A 3,328-nucleotide genomic window follows, 5' to 3' on the forward strand; every position below is an offset into this window, starting at 1 on the left:
CCGCGATACGAGCGGAATAATTTTTGCCCATGATGCACTGACGCGCAAAATACCATCTTTGCGCATAGGTGGCGAGCATCGGCAGGCACTCTGGAAGGGAGGTTTTTGGAATGTGTAAAGTATTTGCAGAACAGGATCCGCAAGGCTATCGGCAGATCAATCGTTCTGTGCGCATTGGCGGACATTCGACGAGCATTCAACTCGAGGCAACGTTCTGGAAGCTACTCGACGAGATCGCCGAGAGCCAAAGCATGACCACACCGCGGTTCATCTCCACTCTCTACGACGAGGCATTGCAGGCGCAAGGAGAGATTCCGAATTTTGCCTCGATGCTTCGTACCACATGCGCGCTCTATTTGCGCGGCGTGCAGACCTGCGCGGAAACAGTGGCTGGGAAGAACCAAGTCCTCGTTGGAGAACATGCTGCCTAGGCAGGAATCCTGACAACTGCCCTCAAGCCGCCGGCGGGGCTGTCATCGAGGATAATGTCCCCGCCATGACTGCGGGCGATATCCAGTGCTATTGCGAGGCCCAGTCCTGTTCCGCTTGAATCCTGATTGCGTGCTTCGTCCAGCCGGAAGAATGGCTTGAACACCTCATCACGCATCTCCTTCCGTATCCCTGGTCCATCGTCGTCGATAGTTATGGTCAGCCACCCGTCACGGTGATCCGCAGCAACGGACACGTTTTTCGCGTAGCGGAATGAATTCGATACCAGATTGGAAATCAGGCGGGAGAACGCATTCGGCCTGACCTGTATTTCCGGCTCACCGCGGATTTTCGACGTGAAGCCGCGTTCGAGCAGGATACCTTCTTCCTTCAGCTTGCCAAATAACCGTTCCAGATTGAAGGTGCCGGTCTCTTCCTCTGCCTCGCTGCGAGCGAAGGCGAGATRGCCCTCCAGCATCGATTGCATATCTTCTATGTCCTGCTCCATAGCTTCCGTGTCGACCCTGTTGCCGACGAGAGCGAGCTGGAGTTTGAAGCGGGTCAGGATCGTGCGCAGGTCATGGCTGACGCCACTCAACATCGTTGTGCGCTGCTCGATTTGCCGCTCAATACGTTCGCGCATGACGATAAAAGCCGCGCCGGCCCTGCGTACCTCTTCCGCACCGCGCGGTTTGAAATCTGGGGGGCCGGCACGGCCCTTGCCGAAACTATCGGCGGCGGTGGCAAGCTGTTGAATTGGCTTGATCTGGTTGCGCAGGAAAAGGATAGCGATGGCAAGCAAAACGAGGGCGGAACCCGCCATCCAGACAAGGAATATCAGCGTGTTGGATGCATAGGCTTGGCTGCGGCGTGCAAAGACTCGCAGGACTTTGTTGTCGAGCTGGATGCGGATTTCCACCAGATCGGAATCGCCGATCGTGTCGATCCAGAACGGGCGGTTGATCTGCTTGGTGATCTCTTCGCTCAGAATACTATCGAGAATTGAGAAGAAGGGTTTGGGGCCAGGTGCGGGCAGGGGATCGGCGGGCAGGATCGAAATATTGAGTGATAATCTTTCACGCGAAATGCGGATCAGGTTTTCATAGGCTGGATCTTGAGGATAAGTCTCCATGAGATCKATGATGCCAGCAATGTCGCGCACAACGGCCGTCGAAAGGCGTTGTGTCACGGTTTGCCAGTGGCGCTCCATGAAGACAAAGGCGATCAGCGATTGCAACAAGACCATGGGGGCGATGATGATAATCAGTGAGCGTGCGTAGAGCCGCTTGGGCATCCAGTGCGCTAACCAGCGCGTGAACTTTCGCCAAGGGCCCAGCAATGTACTTCGCCGACGCCGCCAGTGGCGCTTCCTGACTGCCAATGCGCGTTTCGCGGTATCCGTCGGTGCCATCTATCCAGTATCCGCTTGCGCATTGAAATGGGCGGATCGCTAGGGTCAGGACCTGTTAATATGATCGAAATGGCGTCTGAAACGGCAAGAAGATGCGAGGAGAGATGCGATGGATGGGCTCTTTCCCCCGTCCAAGCGGCTCGACACTGCAGCTTGCAGCCCTTTCGGCGTCCTGAGGATATGGTCCATCTTCCCGGCAACATCGTCGCAAAGGACTTGAAAATGGATAAACATTTCCTTCGCCTTTGCTCCTTGTATCCGAAAAGATGGCCTCATACCATTTCGACCAGATTAACAGGTCCTGACCCTACTCCACGCTTAGTTTATAGCCGACGCCCCGCACCGTCTGCAACCAAACTGGGTTTGCCGGATCATTTTCAATCTTGCGGCGCAGGCGGTTTATCTGCACGTCGATCGTCCGCTCGCCCACATCGCCTTCCTGTCCGGTTAATTCGTGACGCGGGACGGTTTCACCGGCGCGTGCAGCGAAAATTGCCATTATATCCTGCTCACGGTCTGTCAGTCGGATCATCTCACCTGAGCGCTTGAGTTCGCGCTTCGCGATGACGAATGTGTAGGGTCCAAAGACGATCTGTTCAATCTTCGCTTGTGTAGCCGGGGCGCCACGCCGAAGGATGTTGTTGATCCGCAGGATCAGCTCGCGCGGATCGAAAGGCTTTGGCAGGTAATCGTCGGCGCCTGCTTCCAGACCGGTAATACGGCTGTCGGTCTCCGAGAGCGCCGTGAGCATGAGTATTGGTACGTTCTTTTCCTGACGCAGCGACTGGGTCAGGGCGACGCCGCTTTCTCCTGGCATCATCACGTCAAGGATCAGAAGATCATAGTCGATCCCGGCCAGCTTGCGCCGAGCCTCATCGGCATTGGCAGCCACCGTAATACGAAAACCGCTGCCAGTAAGATATTGCGACAGTAGATTTCGAATTCGGGTGTCGTCATCGACAATGAGCAGGTGCGGTGCATCGTCTGACAGCAGCAGTTCGTCACTCACCAATGTATTCCTCTTTTCTCGCGGACATTCGTCCTCCCTTTTCGTAGAACTTGTTTTATCCTGCCTTCGGCAGACTGTCGATCTGTTGCCATTGAGCGGGATTCACCATCGCCTTAAGGAAATGCTCGATCACTGACCGGTCGGAATCACGGATCTGCTCCAATGCACTGGTAATGCGGCGTGATTGCGGTGCAGCTAGTTCCAGCGCCAGTTCGCGACCCTTTGGTGTTGGATAGAGCTCGCGCTGGCGCCTGTCGCGTGGTCCGGTAATCTGAACCACATGATCCGTATCGATCAGTTGCTTGAGCACGCGGGCAAGGCTTTGCTTAGTGATCTGTAAAACATCCAGTAATTCTGCAACGGTCATCCCTGGCTTACGATTGATGAAATACAGCACGCGGTGGTGCGCGCGGCCAAATTCAAGCTTTTCCAGTATCATGTCGGGATCGGCGGTGAAGTCGCGATAGGCGAAGAAAAAC

At 55.3% G+C, this 3,328-nt stretch carries 4 protein-coding genes; 1 reads left to right on the forward strand and 3 read right to left on the reverse strand.

Annotation, left to right across the window (positions count from 1 at the left end):
• The first annotated feature begins 110 nt into the window (after window positions 1-110).
• Window positions 111-431 carry a ribbon-helix-helix domain-containing protein gene (locus ACXJ5O_RS22345; RefSeq protein WP_457301810.1) on the forward strand — a complete coding sequence of 107 codons (321 nt, stop codon included), beginning with the start codon at window positions 111-113 and terminating at the stop codon, window positions 429-431.
• On the opposite strand, the gene ACXJ5O_RS22350 is transcribed toward ACXJ5O_RS22345, so the two are convergent.
• The 3 genes from ACXJ5O_RS22350 to ACXJ5O_RS22360 form a co-directional block, all read right to left on the reverse strand.
• Entirely contained in the window at window positions 428-1,723 is a 1,296-nt protein-coding gene (locus ACXJ5O_RS22350) for an ATP-binding protein (protein ID WP_457301812.1), read from the reverse strand. The two genes, ACXJ5O_RS22345 and ACXJ5O_RS22350, sit on opposite strands and share 4 nt — an antisense overlap.
• Before the next feature lie 424 nt (window positions 1,724-2,147).
• Window positions 2,148-2,849: a response regulator gene (locus ACXJ5O_RS22355; RefSeq protein ID WP_224511725.1), complete on the reverse strand. Its 702-nt coding sequence runs from the start codon at window positions 2,847-2,849 to the stop codon at window positions 2,148-2,150.
• Window positions 2,850-2,904: 55 nt separating this feature from the next.
• Window positions 2,905-3,328: MarR family winged helix-turn-helix transcriptional regulator (locus ACXJ5O_RS22360; RefSeq protein ID WP_457301811.1), on the reverse strand; the 424-nt coding region annotated here is incomplete at its 5' end.

The sequence above is a fragment of the Phyllobacterium sp. P5_D12 genome, from assembly GCF_054049495.1.